Origin of the sequence: Akkermansia sp. KLE1798 (assembly GCF_001580195.1) — a bacterium.
Classification (GTDB): domain Bacteria; phylum Verrucomicrobiota; class Verrucomicrobiia; order Verrucomicrobiales; family Akkermansiaceae; genus Akkermansia; species Akkermansia biwaensis.
In genome coordinates this window covers 139,086-163,816 of the sequence record NZ_KQ971094.1, presented here as the reverse complement: position 1 = coordinate 163,816, position 24,731 = coordinate 139,086, and the positions used below count along the sequence as shown (strand labels likewise).

Below are 24,731 nucleotides of genomic sequence, written 5' to 3'. Positions count from 1 at the left end.
GTAAGATTTATTGGAATTGGGCGAGGAAGCGTACATCGTTTTCAATCAGGGCGCGGATGTCCCGGATGCCCCAGCGGATCATGGCCAGGCGGTCCAGGCCGATGCCGAAAGCGAACCCGGTCAGCCCCGCATAACAGGCGCGCACGCCGGGCTCCAGCCCGCGTTCGCGGTCCACGGCCTCAAACACGGCGGGGTCCACCATGCCGCAGCCCGCGATTTCCACCCAGCGGGGTTCCTGCCCCGCCGCCTTCAGCTTCACGTCGATTTCGAAGCTGGGCTCCGTGAACGGGAAGAAATGGGGGCGGAAGCGGACTTCCGTATCGGAACCGAAGAGGGCGCGCAGGAAGTATTCCAGCGTTCCCTTGAGGTCGCCGACGGAGACGTCCGTGTCCACATACAGCCCTTCAAGCTGGTTGAAGGCGGAAAGGTGCGTGGCGTCGATCTCGTCACGGCGGTAGGCGGAGCCGGGAGCAATCACGCGCACGGGGGGAAGCTGCTTTTCCATCGAGCGGATCTGAACGGTGGAGGTATGCGTGCGCAGCAGCTTGCCGGAATCAAAGTAAAACGTGTCCTTTTCATTGCGGGCCGGGTGGTCCGCCGGGGTGTTCAGAGCGTCAAAGCAATGGAACTCGTCCTCGATTTCCGGGCCATCCGCCAGCGCGAACCCCATGCGGCGCAGAATGCCGATGGCCTCGTCCCGGACGATGGTCAGCGGATGCAGTCCCCCCAGCGGGAGGGAACGTGCAGGCAGAGTCAGGTCCACACCGGCTACGGCCTCCCTGTCCGCCCGGGCCTGGACTTCCACCAGCTTGGCGTCCAGCGCTTCCGTAATCGCCCTGCGGGCGTCGTTGAGCAGCTGGCCCACGGCGGGCTTTTCCTCCCTGGGCACGTCCTTCATGCCCGTCTGGGCCAGGGTCAGTTCCCCTTTTTTGCCGAGGATGGCGACGCGGGCGTCTTCCACGCCGCGCCTGTCAGACACCTGGGCGATGCGCGCCAGGGCGTCCCGTTGAATGCGTACGATCTCTTCCTTCATAAAATTTGACGGGCAATAGATTACCCGCCACCCCCGCCAGCGTCAAGACCTTCGGGCCGCAGGAAGCCGGAAATGAAGGGCCGGAAAGCCTTTCCGGACATCCCTTCCCTCCTGAAGCCTCATGATGAACGGCTACAGCGGCTTTACACATAACCCGGCTGTGCGGACATGCGGCCGGAAATCATGCCCAGCACGCAGAAGAAGGTGTACACCAGGCAGAAGGGCAGGAAGGAGCCGCCCTGGCTCAGGAACGAAGTGAACAGCAGGCTCAGCAGGGCCCCCAGCGTGAAGCCAAAGCCCTGGGCCATGCCGGAAAGCCTGATGGCCTCCGCGGGCGTCTGCGCCCGTTCCACCATCAGGGCCATGCCGCGGCTGAATACGGTTCCGGTCGCCAGCCCGAAGAAGATGGCCATCCAGACGGCCCAGTCCAGCGGAAGGTAAAGGATGCCCCAGCAGGAAAGGGCCGCCACGATCATGGCGATCACGATCAGGAGGCCGCGGCCACCCGTGGCCTTTTCCAGGGCATGGGCGGAAAGGGTGGCCGGAAGCTGGGCGATCATGGCTACGGAAAGAATGAATCCGGCGTCTTCATAGCTCATTCCCCGCTGTTTTAGGAAAATGGGAATCCACGTATAAAAGAAGTACGCCGCCCCCACGCGGCTCAAATAAAAGACGGTCACCTGCCACGCCTTGGAACTGTGGAGAAGGCTTTTTCCGGACTGGACGGCCGTTCCCGGCAGGATTCCGTCGGGATGCTTGATGAAGTAGGCCCCCCAGACCAGCATCCCGAACAGGATGGGGATGATCCAGAAGCCCAGCCCTGGGCGCCACCCGCCCAGCATGTCCGCAAGAGGGACGGAGAAGCCGGACGCCACCGCGCTCCCCACGCCGATCATGGCGCTGTAAATGCCCATCATGGCGGAGGCATGGGCCGGGAACTGATGCTTGATCAGCCCCGGAATGGCCGCTCCGGCAATCCCCATGCCCAGCCCCATCAGAACCATGCCGCCGAACAGGCCGGTAACGCCGTCCCAGCTGCGCCAGAAAATACCGGCTACGGCCAGGAGCTGGAACCAGAAGATGATTTTCCACGGAGTCATCCAGCGCGCGACGCGCGGAGAAATGGGAGCCGCCACGCCCAGCACGAACACGGGCAGCAGGGCGAACAGGCCGGAATTCTCCAGGGACAGCCCCATGTCCCTTTCTATGTCCCCCAGCAGAGGGTCCGGGGAATCAAACCCGGTGCGCAGGTTGAAGCAGACAATCAGAAAAGCCACCAGCAACAGTATTTTGCTTTTCCCACTCCCAGAAGAATCCGTCTTATCCATCCCATGTTATACAGTATCCCCGCCGCTTGCGTTCAAAACCCGTCTCCCGGCAGGGAATCCGTTTTTGCCGGCTACCGGGGAGCGGAAGCCTCCCTTTCTCCGCCCCGTACGGCATTACGGAAATTCGCGGATATTATTTAAAATTAGAATAATTCTCTTGACTTTGATACCTTCCCCTATTACGAGGGGATATGTTTACTTCAAATTCATCTCCTGAAAAATGCCTTCATTATGCCGAACAATTGCAGAAACTGGGCATCAATTTCATCAGAGTGGCCATTTTTATCGTATTCGCGTGGATCGGCGGACTCAAGGCCTTTCAATATGAAGCGGACGGCATCGTGCCCTTTGTCGCCAACAGCCCGATGATGAGCTTTTTCTACAACAAGGAGGCTCCGGAATACAAGCAGCACATGAACAAGGAAGGCGCCGTGGTGCCGGAAAACATTGCCTGGCACAAGGAGAACAACACCTACGGGTTTTCCTACGGGCTGGGGGTTCTGATCGTTTCCATCGGCACGCTGGTGCTGCTGGGCCTTTTCTTCCCGAAGGTGGGCCTGGCGGGAGACTGCCTGGTGATCATCATGACTTTCGGCACCCTGTCCTTCCTCATCACTACGCCGGAAGCATGGGTGCCCGACCTCGGTGGCCCGAACCACGGTTTCCCCTACCTGAGCGGAGCCGGACGCCTGGTGATCAAGGATATTGTCATCATGGCCGGAGCGGTCACACTGCTGGGGACGGATATCAAGCGCATTCTGAAAGCGCGCCTCGGCTGTACGACTGGTGAAAAATCCTGCTGCTGCCGGAACGACTAACCCTTCTACACCTCACTCCCTTTTCATCCCGTCCTTGCCGAAAGCAGGGACGGGATTTTCTTTTCCAGAGAGGAGCCCTCCCTAAATAGATACTTGGACCGTTTTTTGGAGGAAAAAGCCGTTTCCGTCCGTCCAGCGGCCATCCGGTCCAAATTCCACGCAGGGAATGCCAGGAGCCATGAAGCGCATCAGCGCCGTTTTCAAGAATGGCCAAGGCCAGCCGCAAGGGCTCCCCATGAACTTCCCGGCAGTGTATTTCTCCCATTTCCGGCCTTGTACGGAACACAAGCCTTTCAAATAAGCATTTCTTCTCCACCTCCCTTTCCCTGGGGATGTCCTCCCCGTTTTCCCGCGCCTCCATTCCGATCCGTTTCCCCGGCGTTCCCCTATAAGCCGCATTCAGCGGTGAATGCCGTATCCGCTTTTCGGGGCATTCTCCGGCGTCCACCGCCGGGCACAGTACCTTCCTGCCGGCATGCCGCAGACACGGAGCAGTCCGTCCATCAGGTTCCGCCTTTGTCATGGAGATGCTCGTCTTTCCCCCCGCATCATGCCCGCTGCGGTGAATGCGGCTTTTTTGACCCGTACATCCCATGAATGGCTGATTCCGTCCCTGATAAATGGAAGATGTTTTTCCCTCCTCTCCGGTTTCTCCGCCCCTCCCCTTCGGCGGCGCGCGGGCCTTTTCCATCACCAATTCATGGTCTCCGTCAACACAATGTGCCGGCTTTCAGATTTCATTCCTGCCGCTGGCGGTCCCAAGCATCCCGGTTTCTTCCGTAACGCCGGAAGCTTCCACTACCGAAAACCGGCGGAAGGAACACGCTGAAAAGACATGTTTTCCCTTTCATCCGCCCCCGCCTCTTCATAAAAAAGCGCCGCCGTCCCGGAAGGAACGGCGGCGCCAGAACACGCTAACCTCTTAAGATGTTATTTGGCAGGCCTCTTTCCATACACCAGGGTGCGCTTGCCGTCCCAGGAGACGGCTTCAATCCTGGTAGAGCCTTCCGGATACGCCACTGTCGTGGAGGAATTGTCCTTGGAGTCCGTGCCGACCATCGTCGCGCGGACCAGTTCATTATCCTTGTAGGTTTCAAATACGACGACGTTTTTCCACACGTCATGGGAAATGATGCGGCGGTTGCCCTGCTCCGTGATGCCCTGGTTGTAGGAACCGCGGACGGCAAGGCGGTTTTTGTAGGCTTCCACGCTGTTGACGGAGATGTAGTAGATGACCGGGCTTTCCGGCTTTTTGTACTTCCTGGCGTAGGCGACCAGATTCCTGCAATCCGCCTCCGTGATGGTCATGCGGGCGCAGGTGTAGTCGTCCAGTTCCTGGTCAATGGGCTTGAGCATCCCGGTTTTCCGGAAGAAGTCCGTCAGGTCCTGTTTGGAAACGTCGCACGCGTTTTTCATGAACGCCAGCTGGAGTTCGCCGTCCTTCTTGCCCGCGGTGTCCATCTTGATGGCCTTGTAGAAGATGTCCGGATAAAAGTCCGGATTCCCCTTGCCGGCCACCTTGAAGTAAAGCTCCAGTTGCCACAGGGGGGCCAGTTTCACAAAGTGGTCATGCACCATCGGGCGGTTGTCGCCGCCGGAACGCTTGTCCGGCCCGGCCTGGATGAGCCAGTTTTCCCCTTTCACGATGCCGTTGTTCAGATAGGCGTTGAAACGGCCGCCGATCATGTTGCCGTCGCCCCCGTTGATCCGTTCGTGCTCCAGGCGCATGCTGGTGGGGTTCAGCATGTAGTTCACGTAGGCGGAATAAATGTTGTTGGTCACTTCCCCGGTAGAGACCCATTTCATGGCGGGCCGCACCTGGTTGACATGGCCGAATTCGTGGGCGATGCCCCAGGCGCTGCCGGGAATCTTGTCCGGATTGGCCACTTCCTTCATCGTTCCGTTGTGGAAGGCGGCGCCCGTGCCGTCCGCGTGCATGAATCCCTGCCAGATCACGCGCCCGAACATTCTGTTCTTGGGAAGCATCTTGTACTTGTACAGGCCCATGATCTGCTGTTCCATGCCGATGATCTTGTCGTACAGGGCGATCAGTTCCTCACCCTTGTCCGGGCAGACCTGCCTGAGTTCCTCCACCGGGTACACCAGGTGGACGCGGCTGCCCACGATGTCGATGACCTCCGTTGGGGAGTTTTCCAGCATCTTCTTCCAGTCGCTGTTCTTGTGCACGCCGCCCACGAAGACGCCGTTCACCTTGCCGGAGGGAATGGAGACCTTCACCTTTCCGGCTTTCTTGTAGTTGGGCGTGAAGTATTCGATGTAGCCCAGCCCCTTGTTCTTGGCCTTGAAAATGTTGACGCCCGCCTTCAGCGGGTAGGAACTGCGGCCTCCGCCGCGCCCGAAGTTCTGGATGACCAGGGAAAGCTTTTCATCCTTGGGGTCTCCCATGATGACCAGCACGTCCTCTCCTTCTTCAAAGAAAATGCCCGTGGGGTTTTCAAATTTGCTGTACTGGCTGGTGTGCAGGCGGTCCGCCAGGTCCTTCACCGGTTCGTACGGTTCCGCCAGCATGGTGCGGGACTTGCTGTCGTACTTCTTGTCCGCCATCTGCTGGGCGATCCGGCGCACGAAGGGGTCGCGGATTTTCGCAATCCGGTCACGGTTCACGGCGGGCTTCAGGGCCACCATGAATTCATTCGTGAAGACATTGGAATCCAGCGCCTTCAGACCTTCTTCCGTAATGGGGGGCTGCTGAACCTCCTGGGCCGGGAGCACGCCGCCGCCCAGCCATCCGCAGACGGCCAGCAGAAGACACCCTTTTTTGAAAAGCTGTGAAAGCATCATGATTATAAAGTAATACTGGTGAGTTTCCGCAATTGTTTCAAGGAAAATTCCCCGCCGGACCGCCGGACCGGAAAAAAACCGGATTGTGTGACATGGGATGACGCCCAAAATGTTAAAAAGTGTCCACCCTCTTGACGGCTCTTCTATAATGGTGCCCGCAACACATTTTTCCATATGAATACAGAAACACATCAATTTCAGGCGGAAGTCCGGCAGCTGCTGGACATTGTCATCAATGCCCTGTACAGCGACCGCGAGATTTTCGTCAGGGAACTCGTCTCCAACGCTTCGGACGCCCTGGAAAAACTGCGCGTGAAACAGTTGACGGACTCCAACATCTACCAGCCGGACAAGCCGCTGGAAATCAGCATCACCACGGACAAGGACAACAAGACCATCACCATCGCGGACACCGGCATCGGCATGACGGAAGCGGACCTGGTGGAGAACCTCGGCACCATCGCGCACTCCGGCACCAAGAAGTTCCTGGAGGCGCTGAAGCAGAAGCAGGAAGGCGGAACCGACCTGATCGGCCAATTCGGCGTGGGATTCTACAGCTCCTTCATGGTGGCGGAACAGGTGGAAGTGTTCACGCATTCCCATGAACCGGAAGCCGCCTCCCTCCGCTGGGTCTCCGAAGGCCGGGAGGGCTATTCCATTGAAACGCTGGACGAGCCCCTGGACCGCGGCACCCGCATCGTCATCCACCTGAAGGAGGAATACGCGGAGTTCTCCCAGGATTACCGCGTTAAGGAACTGCTCCGCCGTTATTCCAACTTCGTGGCCTTCCCGATCAATTTCAACGGGGAGCACATCAACACCGTGCAGGCCATCTGGTCCAAGTCCAAATCCGACGTGAAACCGGAGGAATACGACGAGTTTTACCAGTTCATCTCCCACACGGACGAGAAGCCCCTCTCCTACATGCATTTCAGCGCGGACGCGCCCATCATGCTCCATTCCCTGCTCTTCATTCCGCGACGGAATCCGGAAATGTTCGGCTTCGGCCGCGTGGACCCCAACGTGTCCCTGTACTGCAAGCGCGTGCTGATCGACGCGAAGCCGGAAGGGCTGCTGCCCGACTGGCTGCGCTTCCTGAACGGCGTGGTGGACAGCGAAGACCTGCCCCTGAATATCTCCCGTGAAATGCTCCAGGACAATTCCCTGGTGCGCAAGATCAGCGACATCATCACCAAGCGCTTCATCAAGCATCTGGAGAAGCTCGCCAAGGACGAAAAGGAAACCTACAAGGAATTCTACGCCCAGTTCTCCCGCTACCTGAAGGAAGGCGTGGTGACCTCCTGGCCGAACAAGGAATCCCTGGGCAAGCTGCTCCGGTTTGAATCCACCGCCACGGACCCGGGGGAAACGACCTCCTTCGAGGAATACATCACCCGCATGAAGGAAGGCCAGACGGCCATTTACGCCCTGACGGGTCCCTCCCGCGCCCATCTGGAAAACAGCCCGTATCTGGAAGCCTTCAAGGCGCGCGGTTATGAAGTGGCCTTCTTCACGGACCACGGGGACGAATTCGTATTGGATTCCCTGTCCAGCGTGGACGCCAAGCCCGTCACGATGATCGACCGCGCGGACGTGGAACTCCCGGAACTGGAAACGGAACAGAAGGACGCCCTGCCGCAGGAGGAAGCCACCGCCCTGGAGGAATGGCTGAAAGAACTTTACCCGGACAAGTTCTCCAAGGTCACCCTGGGCAAGCGCCTGGTCAGCGGTCCCGCCGTGGCCCTACAGAGCGGCAACGACATGGGGCCGGAAATGAGGGCGTACATGAAAGCCATGGGGCAGGAAGTCCCGGAAAGCCATCCCCAGCTTGAACTGAACCCCTCCAATCCCCTGGTCAAGAAGCTTTCCGCCCTGCGGACGGAGAATCCGGAACTGGCCCAGATGGTCGCGGACCAGATCGCGAACACGGCCCTGCTCCGCGCCGGCATGCTGGACGACCCCGCCGTGCTCGCCCAGTCCTCCCAGACGCTGATGGAACAGCTTCTGCTGAAGTAAATCAGCCGGAGGTTCATCCCTTCAAGCCGCTCCCTCCATCCGGGAGCGGCTTTTTACTACCCTTCCCGCCATGGCTCCAGACGCAAAAACACCCCGGCACTTACTGTTCCTGAAACTGGCGTATGAAACGGTCATGTGCCTGCTGGCCCTGGTGGCCGTCACGCTGGCCGCCATCGACCTGACCTCCGGGGCCGCGGAATGGGAAGTCACCGTGGACCGGGTTATTTACTGGATATTCGTCCTGGACTACGTCACCCGCTTTTTCCTCAGCCCCTCCAAATGGCTCTTCGTGAAAAGCCACGTCTGGGACCTGCTGGCCATCATCCCGTTCGACTCCCTCTTCCGGCTGTTCCGCTTCGCCAAGCTGGAAGAGATTCTGCGGCTCGCCAGGTACCTGGACCTGTTCTCCTACTCCATGCGGTTTTCCGCGCGCGTCCGGCGTTTTTTCAATACGAACGGATTCAAGTACATCTGCATCGCCGCGCTGACCATCATCCTGCTGGGGGCCGTAGGCATCCACCTGGCGGAGGGCATGAGCCTGTCCAACGGCATCTGGTGGTCCTTCGTGACGGCCACCACCGTGGGCTACGGAGACACCTACCCGGTCACTACGCCGGGCAAGTTCCTCGCGGTTTTCCTGATGATTACCGGAATCGGCTTCGTGGGGACGCTCACCAGCACCATCACTTCCTTTTTCCTGCATACCCACGCAGGGGAGGAACTGCCGTACCGGGAGGAAGTGATTGAAGGCATCAAGGAAAAGCTGGACCACCTGTCCTCCATGTCCGACGAAGACATAGACACCCTGGCGGCCATGCTGAAAGCCCTGAAGCACGATCCGCACTCCTTCTCCGAGGCCGCAGCGCCTCCGGAGACGCATGCGGACGATTCAAAGTAACGACTGACAAAAATCCGTCTGGCATTACGCGCGCAAAGGCGGACAATCTTTTGTGTTTGGGGCGTTCGCGCCCGCTTTCCTTTCAACCTGCCGCCTTTCTCCGCCATGCCAGCCACCAGCCCTCCCCGCGCCTGGGCCGAAATCGACCTTGGGGCCATCCGCCACAACCTGAACGTCGTCAAGCAGGCGGCCAAGGGGGAATATTACATGCCCGTGGTGAAGGCGTCCGCCTACGGCCACGGCCTGGAACAGGTCTGCCGGGCACTGGATGCGGAGGGGATTGCCTTTTTCGGCGTCGCGAACGTGGGGGAGGCCCGGCGCATCAGCCAGGCGGGCTGCCGCACGCGGCCGTACATCCTGGGCCCCTCCTTTCCGGAGGAGCGGGAGGAGATCGTGCTGAACGGCTGGCGCTCCTTCATTTCCACCATGGAAGAGGCCGTGCATTACAATTCCCTGGCCCGGCTGTACGGGAAAACGCTGCCCATTCATATTTCCGTGGACACGGGCATGGGCCGCGGCGGCTTCCTGCCGGACCAGCTTGAAGAACTGCTCTCCCGCCTGGGGGAACTGGACAGCCTGTACATGGAAGGGCTGGGCGCGCACCTGCCCTGCGCGGACGAGGACCGGGAAACCACCCTGGAGCAGATAGCCTGCTTTGAACGGATGGCGGCCCGCATCCGGGAAAGACTGCCGCTGAAATTCTGCCACCTGGCCAACAGCGCCGCTTCCCTGGATTACGACATTCCCTCCAACAACCTGTGCCGCCCCGGCCTGGTCCTGTACGGCTTTTCCCCCATTCCCTCCCCGTGGGAAGCGCAGTTGAAGCCTGCCATGTCCCTCTTTTCCCGCCTGACCGTGGCGCGCACCCTGCCGGCAGGCCACGGCATTTCCTACGGGGGCACCTTCGTGACGGACCACCCCACGAAGGTGGCGACCGTGGGCATCGGCTACGCGGACGGCTATTTGCGTTCTCTGGCCCACAAGGGAGCGCGCGTCATGGTGGAAGGCATTTCCTGCCCCCTGCTGGGCCGCGTCACGATGGACCAGATCATGGTGGACGTCAGCCGGGTGCCCAGCCCGGAACCCGGCATGACCGTGGAAATCATGGGACCGAATATTCCCGTGACGGAACTGGCGGAAAAGGCGGGCACGATTTCCTGGGAAATATTCACGGGCATCGGCCCGCGCGTCCCCAGGCATTACACGCACTGATTTTTCCGGCGCGCCGGAAAAACCGCCCTTCCGGATGAAAACCGCGCCCCCGCGCGGCACACTTCCCGGAAAGGCATTCCACCCTCGTCCGGCCGGACCTTGCCCCGCCATAAGGCTTGCGGAATGCCGTCCATCCGGAAGGCACAAGCCGCATTTAACTGTCGCCACGTTCCGGACGGAATGGTACATTGGCGCAGAAATGACTGAATCCACTCCCAAGCGCCTTTTCATCCTGGACGGCATGGCTCTGGCATACAGGGCCCACTTCGCCTTTTTCTCCAATCCCATCCGCAATTCCAAGGGAGTCAACACATCGGCCGTTTACGGCTTTGCCAATACGCTGCTGGCCATTCTGGAACAGGAGAGCCCCACCCACATCGCGGCCTGTTTTGACACCTCGGCCCCGACGGCCCGCCACAAGCTTTACCCGGAATACAAGGCCAACCGGGAGTCCATGCCGGAAGAGTTAAGCGTTCAGATTCCCATCATTTTCAGTCTTCTGGAGGCCATGAACATACCCATTCTGCGCTATGAGGGGTATGAGGCGGACGATACGATAGGCACCCTTTCCCGCCTTGCGGACGATACGAAAGAGTTCCACACCTACATGGTTTCCCAGGACAAGGACCTGGGCCAACTCATTTCCCCCTCTTGCTACCTGTGGCGGCCCGGCAAGCGCGGCAACGACCACGAAGTGATCGACCTGGAAAAATTGAAGGAACACTGGGGCATCGAACGGGCGGAGCAGGTGATCGACATTCTGGCCCTGATGGGCGACAGCTCCGACAATATTCCGGGCCTGCCCGGCGTGGGGGAGAAAACGGCCAAGCTGCTGATCGGGGAATTCGGCTCCGTGGAAAACCTGCTGGCAAACACGGACAAACTGAAAGGAAAGCGCAGGGAGATCGTGGAGGAGAACGCCGCGCTGGCAACCCTTTCCAAGGAGCTTGCCACCATTGACAGGAACGTGCCCCTGACCGTAACCCTTGACGAGCTTGTCAAGAAGGAGCCCAGGCCGGACGAATTGCTGAGCCTCCTTCAGGAACTGGAGTTCCGCGCCATGCAGGCCAAGCTGTTCGGCAGGAAGGTTCCGGCCGCCAGGGCGTCCGCCCCCCTTCCCGCAGACGATTTGTTCGCCCCCGCCCAGCCGCAGGAGGCTCCCGCCCCGGCTCCCCGGCCACAGCAGGCGGGAACGGGACAGATGGAATTGTTTGAAGAGCGCCAGCTGAAAACCGTGGACGACATCAGGCACGAATACATCATCGCGGACACGAAGGAGGCCCGCGACGCCATGATCGCGGAACTGAACAGGCACGATTCCTGGTGCTTCGACACGGAGACGACAGGGCTGAATCCGGTAACGGACACCCTGCTGGGCATCTCCTTCTGCGCCGAACCTCACAAAGCCTGGTACCTGCCCGTCTCCGGTACGGAAGACCTGGAAGCGGTGAGGCCCCTTTTGGAAGGCTCCGCGGAAAAAATCGGCCACAACCTCAAGTTCGACCTCCAGGTGATGCGCGCCCACGGCATCCATGTTTCTGGCCCGTTTTTCGATACGATGCTGGCCCACGCGCTGATCGCGCCCGGCATGAAGCACGGCATGGATATTCTGGCGGAATCCCTCCTTCAGTATTCCACCATCAAGTTGAGCGACATTGCCCCGGCGGGAGCCAAAAAACGGGAACTGGACACGAAGAATATTCCCGTGGAAGTCATGGGCAGGTATTCCGCGGAAGATGCGGACGTCACCCTTCAATTGTCGGCCATTCTGAAGAAACAGGTGGAGGAGAGCGGCATGCAGGAATTGTTCCGCACGGTGGAACTGCCCCTGCTGCCCGTACTCGCAGACATGGAATTCACGGGCATCCGCGTTCTTCCGGAGTCCCTGGAAAAGGCTTCCATCAAGGTGGGAGCCATCATTGAGGACCTGCGCACAAAGATCGAGTCGGCCGCGGGCCATCCCCTCAACCTGAATTCCCCCAAGCAGCTCGGCGACTTCCTTTTCGGGGAACTGGAACTGGTGAAGAAGCCCAAGAAGACGAAGACCGGGCAGTTCGTCACGGATGAAGAAACCCTTTCCGCCCTGGCGCCGCTCCATCCCGTGGTGGAAGACATCCTGGCCTACCGGGAAAACATGAAGCTGAAGAGCACCTACCTGGACGCCCTGCCCAAGTACATCTGCCCGAAGGATGGCCGCATCCACACCCAGTTCCACCAGATGCTGACGTCCACGGGCCGGCTGGCCTCCCAGGACCCCAATCTTCAGAACATTCCGGTACGGACGGAACAGGGGCGGCTGATCCGCACGGCCTTCGTCCCCGCCTCCGGGGAGTACACCATGCTTTCCGCCGACTATTCCCAGATTGAGCTGCGCATCATGGCCGCCATGTCCGGAGACCCCGCCATGTGCGAGGCCTTCAAGGAAGGCCGGGACATCCACACGGAAACGGCCTCCCGCGTGTACGGCATTCCCCGCGACCAGGTGGACGCAGTCATGCGGCGCGCGGCCAAGACGGTGAATTTCGGCATCATCTACGGCATTTCCGCCTTCGGACTCTCCCAGCGGCTGGGCTGCCTCCGCAGCGAGGCCGCCACCCTGATTGAAAATTACTTCCTCCAGTTCCCGGGCGTCAAGACCTTCATGGAAGACCTGGCGCACCAGGCGGAACAGAAAGGATACGCGGAAACTCTCCTGGGACGCAGAAGGATCATCCCGGATATCAATTCCGCCAACAAGACCATCAAATCCGCGGCGGAACGCACCGCCATCAACGCCCCCATCCAGGGAACCGCGGCGGACATGATCAAGATCGCCATGATCAATGTGGGCAAACTGCTGGAAGGCACCAGGTCGCGTCTCATCCTGCAAATCCACGACGAATTGCTGGTGGACCTGCACAAGGAGGAAACGGACCTTATTCCCCGCATTGAGGCGGCCATGACGGCCGCCCTGCCCCTGCCCAACGGCGTCCCCATCCTGGTGGAGGCCAGAACGGGGGACAACTGGCTGGAGGCGCATTGACAGCTGACGGCTGACGCCGGTGAGGAAAGACTGAATACTAAAGACCAACGATTAAAGCTTTTAGCAGTACGGGGGATATTCCCCGCACAGGCGGCAAAAAAGAGTTGGCGCTCAGGAACATTTTCGGAACCGATGCTTCTGGAAATTTTCCCCCGCGTTCCTGCGGAATTCCGCAGGGCATCACATCACCAGGCTGTCCCCATCCTTGAGATCCGGGATGGTCACCAGCGCCCGGTCCCCTTTCATGGCCACGACGCGCACCTTGCGTTCCTGTTCGCCCGCGGGGGTGTTCACCAGAAGGGACTGCCCGTCTTTCAGGGCGGCTGAAGGAATCCAGACGGAGGCGGGCACATTTACTTTCATTTCCACCTGAAGGGCCATGTTGACCGGGGCGGCCTGCCATTCCGCCACATGGGATTCGTTCGGGTCCAGGGCGGCGATCAGAACGGCGGAGCTTCCGGCAGAGTCCAGGGCGGAATCCACCGCCGTGACGCGGCCGCGCCATTGCAGGAGTTTCCCGTTTTTCAGCGTGCAGGAGGCCGTCAGGGGCACCCTCACCCTGCCCTGTTCGTCCCTGGGCAGGGCGGAAAATTCTTCCAGCGGCACGGGAATGCGGATCATCCGCTCCTGAAGCGGGATGATTTTCCCCACCGTCTGGCCGGCCACCACGCGGGAACCCAGCCCCACGGAGCATTCCACCACCTGACACGTATAAGGAGCCTGGAGAACCGTATCCCGCAGGGCCTGTTCCGATTCCTCCACATACGCCTCCGCGGCGTTCAGCCGGGCATTCACGGCGCGCCTCTGCGGCACGCGGAGAACCAGCTCGGAGTCCCGGCCGCTTTTGGAGACGGAACTGTACGTTTTTTTGACGGCTTTCAACGCCTCCGCCTGTTCCGTGGACACGTCCAGGCGGGCCTGTTCCAGTTCCGCCTGCGCCTTGGCCAGCCTGGCGCGGTATTCAAATTTTTCCAGCTCCACCAGGGGAGTCCCCTTCAGGATGATTTCTCCGGGCCTGAACAGGGAATGCACCTTGTCCACCTTGCCGGAAACGCCGGGGGAGAGCATGGTGAGGTGGGCGGCCTGCACCATGCCGCGCGCCGTGATTCCAAAGGAATTGTCCTGCAATTGCAGGGGAAGAAGGGTGCGCTGCGCCGTTTCCCTGCCGCCGTCCGAGGATTCCGGTGTTTCCGGCTCCGTCACGATGGCCGTCCCTATCAAAAGGACGGTGATCCCCAGGCCGGCGCCTATGGACCACCATGTTCCTTTTTTTTGGGGGGCTTCGCTCATGAACAGCATTGCGGGAGGGAAGCCGCCGCCTTTACTTGGGATATTCCGTTTCCATGATGTGGGAGTAGGCTTCCGCCGTTTCCACAGCCACGGTTTCAATGTTCTTCATCAACTGGGCGAACTGGGCTTCGCTGAGGTCCATTCCCTCCAGCACAAAGGACTGGCGGTAATAAACGTATCCGCTGTTGGGGTCCAGCTGGAAGGCACCGGCGGTCTGGTCCGCATTTAGTTCGCTCAGGATGATGCTGACTTCCACCCGGCGGCTTTCGGGAACCTTGGCGGCGAAGAGAACGTCAATGACCAGCGTTTCCGGGTGTTCCATCATCGTGTACAGAAGGCTCACGGGCGTGAACGTGTCACAGGGAACGAACGCGATGCCCGTTCTGATTTCATGATTGTCCGCGGAGGTGATCCATTCCGTCTCTTCCCCTCTCTTTCTGAGAACGGTATATACACGGTCCAAAAGGTTGAGCTGCTGGTTTTCCATATTGAAAATTGTTTACAGGAGGGTTTATTTGCAAAAGCGCGAGAAAAGTGGCGCGCCCGTTTACTGGCTTCCAGATTACTGGCATCCTCCAGATTCGTCAAGCTCTCCTGACGCAAAGATATTGAAAAACAATGTATGTATTCGGCATCGGAGGCCGGGCGTTCCGGGCACCCCCACCCTGAAGCGGAGGGGGTGCCGTGCCGGATTTCCGTCTCATCCGCCATGCCGCGCCCATGCCGGCAAAAAAGGGAGCGGGAGCCTTCCGGTCCCGCCCCGCATGGAGAGCCTGCTCTCCGTCAACAGTTAACCGCCGGCGGCTATCTCTTAAAGGATGTCTCCCGGCGTGTATCCCGCACCGGAGGGGAACCTGTCCACCAGGTCCGCCACCATGCCCTGGAACGCTTCCACCTGGGCGTCCGCCATGCCGGTGGCGGCGGAATTGGCGTCAAAGATTTCCTGGAGGGCGGCCCGGTCAATGCCCAGGCGGCCGTCTTCCGCCAGGCGGTCCAGCAGGTTGTTTTCCGAAATCTTTCCGGCGCGCAGGTCGTTGGAGACGGCCACGGCATGTTCCTTGATGACCTCATGGGCGGTCTCGCGGCCGATGCCGCGTTTGACGGCTTCCATCAGGATGGTGGTGGTCATCAGGAAAGGCAGGTAGCGGCGCAGCTCCGCGGCCACCACGGCTTCATAGACGCCCATCTGGTTCAGCACAGTCAGGAAGGTTTCAAACAGGCCGTCCGCGGCATAGAAGGAGTCCGGCATCACGACGCGGCGCACCACGGAGCAGGACACGTCCCCTTCGTTCCACTGGTCGCCCGCCAGGCCGGAGATCATCATCAGGTAGCCCTTCAGGATGACGTGGAACCCGTTGACGCGTTCGCAGGAGCGGGCGTTCATCTTGTGGGGCATGGCGCTGGAGCCCGTCTGCCCCTTGGCGAAGCCTTCCGTAGCCAGTTCATGGCCGGCCATCAGGCGCAGGGTCTTGGCGAAGGAGGAACAGCCGGAGGTCAGCTCCACCAGGCCGGAAACCACGGAAAAGTCAAGGGAGCGGGGATATACCTGCCCCACGTTCATCCATTTGGCGGGAATGCCCAGATGGGCGCACACCCGGTCCTCCAGCTCCAGCACGCGCGAGGCATCCTTCCCGAAGAGGGAGAGCTGGTCAAGCTGGGTGCCCACGGCGCCTTTCAGGCCGCGGACGCTGTAGCGGTCCATGATGGAAATCCAGGAACCCAGGCCGTGAACGATATCCTCCCCGAACATGGCCACGCGCTTGCCCATGGTGGTGGTCTGCGCGGCCACGTTGTGCGTGCGTCCGGCCAGGGTCACGTGCTTCCATTGTTCGGAAAGCGCGCTCATGCGGTTCAGCACGGCCACGGCCTTGTCACGGATGATCTGCATGGACTTCCATACCTGGAGCTGCTCCACGTTTTCCGTCAGGTCGCGGGAGGTCATTCCCTTGTGGATGTGCTCGCATCCGGCTAGGTCGCAGAATTCCTCGATGCGCGCCTTCACATCGTGGCGGGTGACGCGTTCGCGGGCGTCGATGGAAGCCAGATTCACTTGGTCCTTCACCCGTTCATAGGCTTCAATCACACCGTCCGGAATATCCAGCCCCAGGTCCTTCTGGGCCTTCATCACGGCAATCCAGAATTCGCGTTCCAGAACGATGCGCCCTTCGGCGGACCAGATAGATTTCATCGCCGGGGAGGCGTACCGCTCCGCCAGAACATTGGGAATCACGCTCATGTCAACAAATGTGTATTATGCAGGTTAAAAAAATGGTGAACCGTCATGATCATGACGAACAGGAAAAAAGCAAGCACTTTCCCCTCTTCCGGCGCAGGAAAGGAAGGGCGCAAACCGGGCGCCTTCCACTCTCCGGGCTTACGTTCCTCAGGGAACTTTCCCGTCCGGAATCCGCTCCCTTCCATAAAACGAGGGAGGCATCCCTCAGGCGGGTGTCCTCTTTTTATCAGGCAAACGGAAAAAACACGGGACACCGCCTCCGGATGCCGCTCCTTCTAATACTGCTGCACCGGGGAGGAAGGAAGGGGCTGCTCCCCCCCCTCTCCCGCAGACAGGCAGAGGCGTTCCGCACGGTGCAGGCACTTGATCCACAAGGAGGCCTCCGACAGAGGGAAACACAGGGAATCGCTCAATGCCTCCACGCGTTTGAAAGAATCCTCCCTTTCATAAGGATCAAGTTTGTCCAGGCGCGCAGCCAGGGGTTCCAGCCACGGAAGCGGATCATGGCAGACCAGGGGCAGGTCGCAGCCGGCCTTCAGGGATAAAAAAGCGGCTTCATCCGGGGCATATTGCCCGGCAATGGCCCCCATGCACAAGTCATCCGTAAACACCACCCCCCGGAAGCCGAGGCGCTCCCTGAGCATTCCGCCGATTACCCGGCGGGACAGGGTGGCGGGAAGTTCCGCGTCAATCCGGGGGAGCATGATATGGGCGGACATGATGCCGGGAAGTTCCGGACACAGGGCCAGAAAGGGCAGCATGTCCGTCTCGAACAGCTCGCGTTCATCCAGGTCAACTACCGGAAGGCTGAAATGGGGGTCCGCCTGGGCGCGGCCCATGCCGGGGAAGTGCTTCCCGCAGCTTTGGATGCCGCCCCTGCGGAGGTTGGAGGAATACACCCCGGCGTAGGAAATCACGTCCTGGGCATTGTTTCCCCAGCAGCGTCCGGGGAGGGCGTTGGCGGCCCCTGGATCGTGGCAGATGTCCAGCACCGGGGCAAAGTTCATGTTCACGCCCAGGCAGCGGAGGACCAGCGCCGTCACGGAAGCCATCTCCACCACGCCGGAAAAATCACCGTTCCGCGCCAGGGAAGAAGGGGAAGGCAGGTTCAGACCGAGAACGGCCGTCCGCACCACCCTTCCCCCTTCCTGGTCCACGGCGATGACGGGATGGTGGCCGCTCAATTCCCTCAGCCTTGCCGCCAGGCGCCTGACCTGCTCCACGGATTCCACATTCCGGGAAAAGAGGACGAAGCCCGCGGGCTGGAACCGGCGGATGGCCGCTTCTTCACCGGCGTTCAGATCAGGGCCGTCGATGCCGATCAGGACGGGAAGCATGGCAGGCGCAGGCTTACTTGCCCAGCAGGGAAGATCTGGTAAACAGGGCGTACACGGGAATGCCGCGCGCTTCGATCGCCTGGCGCCCGCCTTCCTCCCGGTCCATCAGCACCAGCGCGGCAGCCACTTTGCCGCCTTCCGCCTCAATGGCGTCAATAGCCTTCAGTGTAGAGCCCCCGGTGGTGATCACGTCGTCCACGACAAGAACCGTATCTCCCGCCTGGAAATTCCCTTCGATGCGGCGTCCGCGTCCGTGGTCCTTCGGTTCCTTGCGCACGGTGAACACCTGGAGCTTTTTGCCGGAACCCTCTAGCGCGCTGGTCATTCCCACGGCCAGGGAAATAGGGTCCGCCCCCATGGTCATGCCGCCGATCGCCGCAATTTCCGGAAAGCGGGGGAGAATCTCCTCCCGGACAAGCTTCCAGCCCAGGGAACCCACCAGCGTGGCGCCCACGGGGTCCAGGGCGGTCATGCGGCAGTCCACATACAGGTCGGACACCTTGCCGGATGCCAGAGTGAAGGTGCCCGTGCGCACGGATTTTTCAAGAAGGATGCTTTTCAGAAGGTCGTATGGCTCGTTCATGGCGGAGTATGGTGAAGTGATTGGGGCGTGTATATCAAATCCGCCCGCAATAAGCAACGGATAACAGTATGCAAATCTTGACAAAAGAGCGGACAGGGCCCATAACCTGCCTGTCAATTTCCCGTTCCCATGAAACCCGGCATACTGGCACTAGCATCCTTCGGTATCATCCTCGCCTCCTGCACTCAGTACAACAGGCCGCCCCTTTTTGATAAAATCGCGGACAAAGTACGCGGCAACGGGCAGAAAGACGCTTATCTGGCAGGCGTCGGCTCCACGGCGGGCGTCAATACGGAAATCCCGCCGGAGGCGCGGCTGGGCCAGGGCTACTGGGACAAGCCCGCCGGCATTCAGGGCGAACCCCACATCATCATCGACCTCAAGCAGCAGAAAGTCTTCTATTACGTGGGAACCACCCTGGTAGGCATTTCCCCCATGTCCTCCGGCAAGGAAGGGTACGGCACCCCCAAGGGGACCTACAAGATCATCCAGAAGGACGCCAACTACAAGTCCGGCACTTACGGGGTACTGCGCAGCCGGGCGACGGGAGCCGTTGTAAACAGCGATTATAACGCCAGAGCCGGCTCCACGCCCGCGGGCACCTACTTTGACCCGGCGCCCATGCCTTACTGGATGCGCATCACGGGAGGCTACGGCATGCACGTGGGCTTCGTGACCGGGTACCCGGTCAGCCACGGATGTGTGCGGCTGCCCGCGGACATGGCCAAGACCTTCTTTGAAAACACGCCTCTCGGCACCAAGGTAACCATCCGCTGACCGTTCCTGCTCCGCCCTCCGGCAGGCAAACCGGTGGCGGGTCCGGTACAGTTATGACGGGAAAGAGAAAGCCTCTGCCTTTATCCTTTTCCCGCCGTGCGCCGGGAGCTTTCTTAAGACACAGGATCAGCGTAACTTCCGCACTCCGGCATTGACAAACGGGGATGCACTTTATTTAATATATAAGGCTTTGATTTTTCTACCCCTTAATCATGACAAACCAGCAAATTTCCCCTTTGCCGCCCCATTTCAACGCAGGCGGTTATAAAATTACGGCCGTTTTGGAAAACGGGCCGGACTACTACGTGTACCAGGCTCTGTCCCCGGAAGGGCAAACGGTATTGATACGCGAGTTCTGCCCCCAGGGCCTCGCCACGCGCGACATGGTCAGCGGCAACCTGACCGTTTCCCCGGAAAACCAGGCGCAATTCGACCAGGCGCGGGAAGCCTTTGAAGCCCGCTGCTCCGTGGACGCCCAGGGAAAACTGCGGGGGTTCGGCACCGTCTTCTTCGTCTATCCGGCGGTTCCGGCTCAGGAACAGCCTCCCGTGGCGGCAGTAGCGCACGCCCAAGCCCTGCGCCCGGCCAAAAAAACGCAGCCGCAAATCCGCAAGCCCATAGCCGGAACAGCCGTTCCCAGGGCCCCGCTGCCCAAATTGAAGAAATCCGGCGGCTTCCCCGTCATCACGGTCATCGTCACCGGGATGCTGGCCCTGTTCGGATTCCTGGGATACCAGATTCTCAAGGACAAGGAGGCGCCCCTGGCCCCGAAGATTGAAACGCCCGTGGTGGCGGCGCCCAAGCCCAAACCCAAGCCCGAGGCTCCCAAGCCGGAACCGGTCATCGTGGAGCCAGAGCCGGAACCCGAACCCATCGTCGTGGCGCCGGAACCGGAGCCGGAACCTGAAGAGCCGGCCCCGGACCTCTCCCCCTCCCCGGAAATCATCGCCATGGAAAAGGCCATCCGGGAAGAAGCCCTGGCTTCCAAAGGGAAATTCACGGAAAAGCTCCTGGATAAATATCCCTATTATGCGGAAGCCTACGTGCGCGATTATGTGAAAAAGCGCGGCGGCTCCTTTTCTCCCGAATTTGAAAAATGGCTGAAGAACACGAAGACCAACCGCGAAGTCTTTGCGATGTTCTACCCACCGGACCCCAGTGTCGCTACGAACGTCGCCATCATGGTGGATGAACTGGGGCTGGAAATGACGGAAAAGTACAACCAGCTCGTCCTGGCCTTCGCCGTGGGACGCCGTGAATTCGGCATGGGCGCCTTCGATCTCACCCAGCAGGGCCGTTACATCGACGCCCTGGGCAAACTCCGGGAATTCAAGAACTCCGGCGTCATGACCTCTCCCGCGGACCTGTACTGCGCGGGCAAGCCTCCCGTCAACTGGTATGGTTCCTCCCCGCGCGTGGTGGACGAGGAACTTTACAAGAAGGTGGAGACTTACCTGGACAACAAGAAAATAACGACCAAGCAGGCCTGGATCAATAAATACAACACGGTCTCGGAAATCGGGGACGAAGGCATTACCCAGGGCAACATCGCCGCATTCCTCCACGAATACATGTACCGCCACAACCAGTTGAGGCGCAAGCGCGATCCGTTCCCCACCCCCGTGGAATTCTTCACCTACCTGGTGGACAAGTACGAAAACTGCAGCAAGCTGCGGGACGTGGACCGCAAACGGGTGGAATGGACCGGGGTTTCCCTGGAAGGGACGCCCTGGCCGGCCATGATGGCTCTTTCCGAAACGCGGCCCCTGCGGGAATGCGACAGCGTATGGGAACGCTACATGGGCCAGCGCGGACCGACGCGCCTGTGGCTGTACGGCCCCTACCGCATGGACGACGATAAGGAGCCGCCCATCCTGTTCAGCTTTGACCCGGACCCCGAATGGTCCCGTGAATCCAACGAACGCAAGCTGCATGAAGGCGGCGTTTGTGGCACGATGTCCCTCATTTCCCGCAATTCCCAGATCGCGCGCGGCATCCCTGCCGCCCCGGCGGGCCAGCCGGGCCACGGCAACCTGATGACCACCAACTTCGGCGGCAACGGCTGCTGGCTGAGCGTAGGCCAGAGCGTGGACACCCTCAAGGCCACCACGGGCTTCTGGTACCTGCGGGACTCCAAGGCAGCGCGCACGGGTAACGCCGAATACCAGTCCGGCCTGGCCCTGTCCATGAACCTCGATTATGAAAAATTCATCGGCAGCCGCTTTTCCATGAACGTGTACAAGCTGGCGGCGGGAAGCTCCTCCGCGGAATCTTCCGGGGAAATTGCCTCCAATGCGCTTCCACAGGAATTCACCAAGACGGCCATGAGGACCATCATCAAGGATAATCCGTTCTACACGGAAGCCTGGTACACGCTGTTCCAGATGGAGCCGCAGGACCTCATGGGCGCCAGAAAAATGGTGGAGGAAGTGCGTGAAGCCCTGCCGGACGGCATGGGCATCAGAAAGCTCTGGAAAACGCGCAAATACGTTTCCTCCGTGGGCCACGGCGACAAAAAGGGCAAGGACATCCTGGCCAACCACACCAAGGAATACGTCAACGTGCTCTGCTCCGTGATTCTGGAAAACGCCCTGAAGCAGAACAACGAATACAAGACCTTCCAGTGGGCGGAACTCATGTCCTGGCTCAAATCCGAATCCAAGGACAACTCCTACCCGGAACCGAAGGCCGCCTACCAGATCGCCTACGCCAAGGCGCAGGGGACCGACCGGCTCAAGAGAACGGTGGACCGCGGCTTCAAAAAGGCGGTCAACTTCTACCGGAACGACAGCAACGCGCTGGCCGCGCCGAAGGACGTGGACCAGCAGGACATGTCCTTCTCCCTGGATGCCCTGTGCATGGTGCTTCCCAAGGACGAGCTGATCCCCTGGATGAAGGAAATGCTGGACACCTGCCCGGACGGCTTCAAGTACAAGCCCAAGAACAAGAAGGAAACGAAAATCCACCCCTTCTACAGCGCCCTGACCAAAAACTACATGTCCCTGGTTGACGGTTCGGAGAAATCCCGCATCAAAGGGGAAATGAAAAAGGCTTCCGAAAACATCCTGAACCTCTCCAACAACAAGGGAGAAGGAGGGGAATCTTCCGGCCGCCGCCGGAGACGCTGAGCCCTCCGCCCCGTGCATCTCTACGTCCACATTCCCTTCTGCCACCGCATTTGCCCGTACTGTGCGTTTTTCAAGCACACGCCGGCTTCCACGGACATGAAGCTCTTCATCCGTGCGCTGGCGCGGGAGGCGGAATCCCGCGCCGCGGCTCTGTCGGCCAGCCGCGGCGGCGAGACTTCCACGCTCTACTTCGGAGGAGGGACGCCCTCCATGCTATCGGACACGCATCTGGGAAACCTCATGGAATCCCTGGCCAGGCTGATCCCCGTGGACAGCCTGGACGAATTCTCCTTTGAAGCCAATCCGGCCACCTTTACGGAAAAAAAAGTCCGCTTCTGGCGTAGCCTGGGCATGAACCGCGTTTCCCTGGGCGTCCAATCCCTGGACGCCCGCATCCTGCGCCTGCTGGGCCGGGAACACACGCCGGAACAGGCCCTCCGCTCCGTGGACATGCTCCACAACGCCGGAATGCCCCACGTCAACATGGACCTCATGTTCGCCATTCCGGGGCAAAGCCTCTCCGTCTGGGAAAACACGCTGAGGGAAGCCGTCCGCGCCGGAACGGACCACATCTCCGCCTACAACCTCACCTATGAGGAAGACACGGAATTCTTCCGCAGCCTGTCCCGCGGAGAAAAAATCCAGGACCCGGACGAGGACGCGGCCTACTTTGAACTGGCGGAAAACATTCTGGAAGCCGCGGGAATGCGGCATTACGAAACCTCCAACTACGCCAGGGAAGGCGCGCGGTCTCCGCACAACATGGCCTACTGGAAGGGGGAGGACTACGTAGGCATCGGCCCCGGCGCGGTCAGCACCATCGACGGCGTACGCTACTCCAACACGCGGAACACGGAAATCTACATACGCACCACGCTGGAAAACGGCCTGCCGAAATCCGAACGGGAACCCGTCACCGCGGAAGACTACCGCCTGGAGCGCATCGCCCTGATGCTCCGCACGGACGAAGGGCTTCCTCTGAAATACCTCCTGCCGGAAGCCCGGCCCCTGCTGGAACGTTACCGTTCTCTGGAACTGGCGGACGTCTCCGCAGAACAATGCCTCATCCTGAAAGGCCGCGGCCGCCTGCTGGTGGACGCCATCGCCGCGGAATTGTGCTGAGATGAAACTATCCCGGAAACAACAGGGAAGGAACCTGCCGCACGCGGATAAGTCAACTCCATGCAAATCAATGGAGTGAATCTGAAAAAACAGTTATCCGCTCAACTATTTTCTTGACCTTTTATAGAATTTTTATTCCTGTTCTTAATGAATAGGCAAATATTTCCATGGGCCTTCTAATGAACATTCCTCTCGTTTGCTGTTTCACAGGACTTGTTCTCCTGCCGCAAAACTTTGTCCATGCGACAGACGGCACCCCTTCCCTTCCTGGTCAAAAAATCCAGGCGCTTATCCTTCCCTTTTACCTGCAGACTGTCTTTTTGTCTGAAAAAAGGAAGGTTTTCCACAAGGTATCTTCTTTATCTTTTGCTGAAGAGGTTCCCCGTATCCATCAATTCGTTCAGGAGTATCCGGTCTTAAACCTTCATGAAGCAGTCTCCCTTTAAAAGTCCGGGAAGATGCAGCCATCGCCAAAATATGAAAAATATAAAAACCATCGCACTTATATACGCCTTGTCCACGTATTGCTCTGCATGTTACGGAGATATTTTCAAAATCAACAGAATAGGACCGGAAATATTGGAGGCGGATCCTGAAGTATTGAAAAACCTTTCCTACGACCCGCCGGGGCAGGATTTGCTTTCCCATGAACAGAACAGGGAAGCTTGGCAAACCTTTGTAAAAACCTATGAAACGCCCGTCCGCAAGGTGCAGGACTGGTACAATTCCATCACGGACAAGGAGTCCGCCGATGCCGCAGCGGATTCTTTCAACAAGGATGTCCTCCCCATCTTGAAAAAGCTTACGGGGAGTTCCGCCGAGATGAAGAAACAGGTTCTGGACATTCCCGCCTCTCCTGAAATGCAGAAATTTATCCTTCTCCGTATCCTCCAACTTCAAAGCCGCCTGCTTGTGATATTCTCTCCCATGCAAGAAGAAAGACAAATGCACAGCAATACATGCTATTGCGGCAGTAAATTGCTTTTTGAAACCATCCTCGGTTTAACAGCGCCAAGCTCCAGAGCTATTTCCCAATTCCTTGGATCACGTAGCGAAACCGAGGAAGACATGAAAGCAACCTTTCAGGAACCATGGGGAACGGAGCCTCCCTAATCTTTCGTCCGGAAAG

General features: G+C 59.5%; 18 protein-coding genes. 10 read left to right on the top strand and 8 right to left on the bottom strand.

Features of this window, described 5'->3' with window-relative positions; genetic code table 11:
• Positions 1 to 7: 7 nt before the first annotated feature.
• The gene (gene pheS / locus HMPREF3039_RS11210) at positions 8 to 1,033 is read right to left on the bottom strand and encodes a phenylalanine--tRNA ligase subunit alpha (protein WP_067573136.1); all 1,026 of its coding nucleotides are present in this window, start codon (positions 1,031 to 1,033) and stop codon (positions 8 to 10) included.
• Positions 1,034 to 1,176: 143 nt separating this feature from the next.
• Positions 1,177 to 2,361 carry an MFS transporter gene (locus HMPREF3039_RS11205; RefSeq protein ID WP_082770253.1) on the bottom strand — a complete coding sequence of 395 codons (1,185 nt, stop codon included), beginning with the start codon at positions 2,359 to 2,361 and terminating at the stop codon, positions 1,177 to 1,179.
• A gap of 191 nt (positions 2,362 to 2,552) precedes the next feature.
• Between HMPREF3039_RS11205 and HMPREF3039_RS11200 the strand changes: the two genes are divergently transcribed.
• Positions 2,553 to 3,179, top strand: coding sequence for a DUF417 family protein (locus tag HMPREF3039_RS11200; protein WP_067573132.1), 627 nt, complete (start codon positions 2,553 to 2,555; stop codon positions 3,177 to 3,179).
• Between the two features lie 930 nt (positions 3,180 to 4,109).
• Here the strand turns inward: HMPREF3039_RS11200 and HMPREF3039_RS11190 are convergent.
• Positions 4,110 to 5,981, bottom strand: a complete 1,872-nt coding sequence (locus HMPREF3039_RS11190; protein ID WP_067982683.1) for a M60 family metallopeptidase — start codon at positions 5,979 to 5,981, stop codon at positions 4,110 to 4,112.
• Between the two features lie 174 nt (positions 5,982 to 6,155).
• Between HMPREF3039_RS11190 and htpG the strand changes: the two genes are divergently transcribed.
• The 4 genes from htpG to polA all read left to right on the top strand — a co-directional run bounded on the left by htpG (position 6,156) and on the right by polA (position 13,129).
• Positions 6,156 to 7,997, top strand: a complete 1,842-nt coding sequence (htpG, locus tag HMPREF3039_RS11185) for a molecular chaperone HtpG (protein WP_067573125.1) — start codon at positions 6,156 to 6,158, stop codon at positions 7,995 to 7,997.
• A 70-nt stretch (positions 7,998 to 8,067) separates the two neighbouring features.
• A complete protein-coding gene (locus HMPREF3039_RS11180) occupies positions 8,068 to 8,895 on the top strand; it encodes an ion channel (RefSeq protein ID WP_067573123.1) in 828 nt (275 codons plus the stop codon).
• 105 nt (positions 8,896 to 9,000) lie between these two features.
• The gene (alr, locus tag HMPREF3039_RS11175; protein ID WP_067573121.1) at positions 9,001 to 10,107 is read left to right on the top strand and encodes an alanine racemase; all 1,107 of its coding nucleotides are present in this window, start codon (positions 9,001 to 9,003) and stop codon (positions 10,105 to 10,107) included.
• Between the two features lie 199 nt (positions 10,108 to 10,306).
• Entirely contained in the window at positions 10,307 to 13,129 is a 2,823-nt protein-coding gene (gene polA, locus HMPREF3039_RS11170; protein ID WP_067573118.1) for a DNA polymerase I, read from the top strand.
• Positions 13,130 to 13,309: 180 nt separating this feature from the next.
• Here polA and HMPREF3039_RS11165 read toward each other — a convergent pair whose 3' ends face one another.
• The 5 genes from HMPREF3039_RS11165 to pyrE form a co-directional block, all read right to left on the bottom strand.
• Entirely contained in the window at positions 13,310 to 14,419 is a 1,110-nt protein-coding gene (locus HMPREF3039_RS11165; protein WP_167506805.1) for an efflux RND transporter periplasmic adaptor subunit, read from the bottom strand.
• Positions 14,420 to 14,450: 31 nt separating this feature from the next.
• Positions 14,451 to 14,906, bottom strand: a complete 456-nt coding sequence (locus HMPREF3039_RS11160; protein ID WP_067573115.1) for a YbjN domain-containing protein — start codon at positions 14,904 to 14,906, stop codon at positions 14,451 to 14,453.
• A 324-nt stretch (positions 14,907 to 15,230) separates the two neighbouring features.
• A complete protein-coding gene (gene purB / locus HMPREF3039_RS11155; RefSeq protein WP_067573114.1) occupies positions 15,231 to 16,655 on the bottom strand; it encodes an adenylosuccinate lyase in 1,425 nt (474 codons plus the stop codon).
• A gap of 275 nt (positions 16,656 to 16,930) precedes the next feature.
• Positions 16,931 to 17,992 carry a beta-N-acetylhexosaminidase gene (nagZ, locus tag HMPREF3039_RS11145; RefSeq protein ID WP_067573110.1) on the bottom strand — a complete coding sequence of 354 codons (1,062 nt, stop codon included), beginning with the start codon at positions 17,990 to 17,992 and terminating at the stop codon, positions 16,931 to 16,933.
• A 13-nt stretch (positions 17,993 to 18,005) separates the two neighbouring features.
• Positions 18,006 to 18,575 (bottom strand): orotate phosphoribosyltransferase, encoded by a 570-nt coding sequence (gene pyrE / locus HMPREF3039_RS11140; RefSeq protein ID WP_067573108.1) that lies wholly within the window; start codon positions 18,573 to 18,575, stop codon positions 18,006 to 18,008.
• A gap of 129 nt (positions 18,576 to 18,704) precedes the next feature.
• Here pyrE and HMPREF3039_RS11135 point away from each other — a divergent pair, with 129 nt between their 5' ends.
• The 5 genes from HMPREF3039_RS11135 to HMPREF3039_RS11115 all read left to right on the top strand — a co-directional run bounded on the left by HMPREF3039_RS11135 (position 18,705) and on the right by HMPREF3039_RS11115 (position 24,715).
• Entirely contained in the window at positions 18,705 to 19,352 is a 648-nt protein-coding gene (locus tag HMPREF3039_RS11135) for a L,D-transpeptidase (RefSeq protein ID WP_067952129.1), read from the top strand.
• Positions 19,353 to 19,564: 212 nt separating this feature from the next.
• Positions 19,565 to 22,480: a hypothetical protein gene (locus HMPREF3039_RS14205; protein ID WP_067573106.1), complete on the top strand. Its 2,916-nt coding sequence runs from the start codon at positions 19,565 to 19,567 to the stop codon at positions 22,478 to 22,480.
• Positions 22,481 to 22,492: 12 nt separating this feature from the next.
• Positions 22,493 to 23,602 (top strand): radical SAM family heme chaperone HemW, encoded by a 1,110-nt coding sequence (hemW, locus tag HMPREF3039_RS11125; RefSeq protein ID WP_067573103.1) that lies wholly within the window; start codon positions 22,493 to 22,495, stop codon positions 23,600 to 23,602.
• A gap of 179 nt (positions 23,603 to 23,781) precedes the next feature.
• Positions 23,782 to 24,048 (top strand): hypothetical protein, encoded by a 267-nt coding sequence (locus tag HMPREF3039_RS11120; protein WP_147550123.1) that lies wholly within the window; start codon positions 23,782 to 23,784, stop codon positions 24,046 to 24,048.
• Positions 24,029 to 24,715 (top strand): hypothetical protein, encoded by a 687-nt coding sequence (locus tag HMPREF3039_RS11115; RefSeq protein WP_156473618.1) that lies wholly within the window; start codon positions 24,029 to 24,031, stop codon positions 24,713 to 24,715. The genes HMPREF3039_RS11120 and HMPREF3039_RS11115 overlap by 20 nt, the downstream gene beginning before the upstream one ends.
• The last annotated feature ends 16 nt before the right edge of the window (positions 24,716 to 24,731 follow it).

Excerpts from the sequence above, each read along its gene's own strand:
- alr (WP_067573121.1), top strand. The coding sequence starts at position 9,001 with ATGCCAGCCACCAGCCCTCCCCGCGCCTGGGCCGAAATCGACCTTGGG.
- htpG (WP_067573125.1), top strand. The coding sequence starts at position 6,156 with ATGAATACAGAAACACATCAATTTCAGGCGGAAGTCCGGCAGCTGCTG.
- HMPREF3039_RS11135 (WP_067952129.1), top strand. The coding sequence starts at position 18,705 with ATGAAACCCGGCATACTGGCACTAGCATCCTTCGGTATCATCCTCGCC.
- HMPREF3039_RS11165 (WP_167506805.1), bottom strand. The coding sequence starts at position 14,419 with ATGAGCGAAGCCCCCCAAAAAAAAGGAACATGGTGGTCCATAGGCGCC.
- HMPREF3039_RS11115 (WP_156473618.1), top strand. The coding sequence starts at position 24,029 with ATGAAGCAGTCTCCCTTTAAAAGTCCGGGAAGATGCAGCCATCGCCAA.
- pyrE (WP_067573108.1), bottom strand. The coding sequence starts at position 18,575 with ATGAACGAGCCATACGACCTTCTGAAAAGCATCCTTCTTGAAAAATCC.
- HMPREF3039_RS11205 (WP_082770253.1), bottom strand. The coding sequence starts at position 2,361 with ATGGATAAGACGGATTCTTCTGGGAGTGGGAAAAGCAAAATACTGTTG.
- purB (WP_067573114.1), bottom strand. The coding sequence starts at position 16,655 with ATGAGCGTGATTCCCAATGTTCTGGCGGAGCGGTACGCCTCCCCGGCG.
- HMPREF3039_RS11120 (WP_147550123.1), top strand. The coding sequence starts at position 23,782 with ATGAACATTCCTCTCGTTTGCTGTTTCACAGGACTTGTTCTCCTGCCG.
- nagZ (WP_067573110.1), bottom strand. The coding sequence starts at position 17,992 with ATGCTTCCCGTCCTGATCGGCATCGACGGCCCTGATCTGAACGCCGGT.
- polA (WP_067573118.1), top strand. The coding sequence starts at position 10,307 with ATGACTGAATCCACTCCCAAGCGCCTTTTCATCCTGGACGGCATGGCT.
- HMPREF3039_RS11200 (WP_067573132.1), top strand. The coding sequence starts at position 2,553 with ATGTTTACTTCAAATTCATCTCCTGAAAAATGCCTTCATTATGCCGAA.
- HMPREF3039_RS11190 (WP_067982683.1), bottom strand. The coding sequence starts at position 5,981 with ATGATGCTTTCACAGCTTTTCAAAAAAGGGTGTCTTCTGCTGGCCGTC.
- HMPREF3039_RS11160 (WP_067573115.1), bottom strand. The coding sequence starts at position 14,906 with ATGGAAAACCAGCAGCTCAACCTTTTGGACCGTGTATATACCGTTCTC.
- HMPREF3039_RS11180 (WP_067573123.1), top strand. The coding sequence starts at position 8,068 with ATGGCTCCAGACGCAAAAACACCCCGGCACTTACTGTTCCTGAAACTG.
- HMPREF3039_RS14205 (WP_067573106.1), top strand. The coding sequence starts at position 19,565 with ATGACAAACCAGCAAATTTCCCCTTTGCCGCCCCATTTCAACGCAGGC.
- pheS (WP_067573136.1), bottom strand. The coding sequence starts at position 1,033 with ATGAAGGAAGAGATCGTACGCATTCAACGGGACGCCCTGGCGCGCATC.